At 70.1% G+C, this 324-nt stretch carries 1 protein-coding gene; it reads left to right on the forward strand.

The window, feature by feature from the left end:
* On the forward strand, positions 1–324 hold a 324-nt coding region (locus BYZ73_RS22000), incomplete at both ends, for an ABC transporter substrate-binding protein (protein WP_146746430.1).

The following is a 324-nucleotide window of genomic DNA, read 5'->3' on the forward strand; positions in this document are numbered from 1 at the left end:
TCTATCTGGCACGCGGCCCCGAGGGGATCGAGACGGCCGCGCGGGGCTCGATCAACGCCGAGATCATCGAGCGGGTCGGCGGCCGGAACGTGGTCGAGGCCGGGCCGGACGGCCTCCTGACCGTATCGCCGGAACAGGTGCAGGCCTGGGCGCCCGAGGTGATCGTGACCATCGACGCGGATTTCGCGGCGCATGTCGGCGCAATGCCCGAATGGCAGGGCGTTCCGGCGGTGCGCGACGGGCAGGTCTATCTGGCGCCGTCCGCCCCTTTCGGCTTCATCGACAGCCCGCCTTCGGTCAACCGCCTGATCGGGCTGAAATGGC

Origin of the sequence: Rhodovulum viride, from assembly GCF_003265965.1 — a bacterium.
GTDB classification, from domain to species: Bacteria; Pseudomonadota; Alphaproteobacteria; order Rhodobacterales; family Rhodobacteraceae; genus Rhodovulum; species Rhodovulum kholense.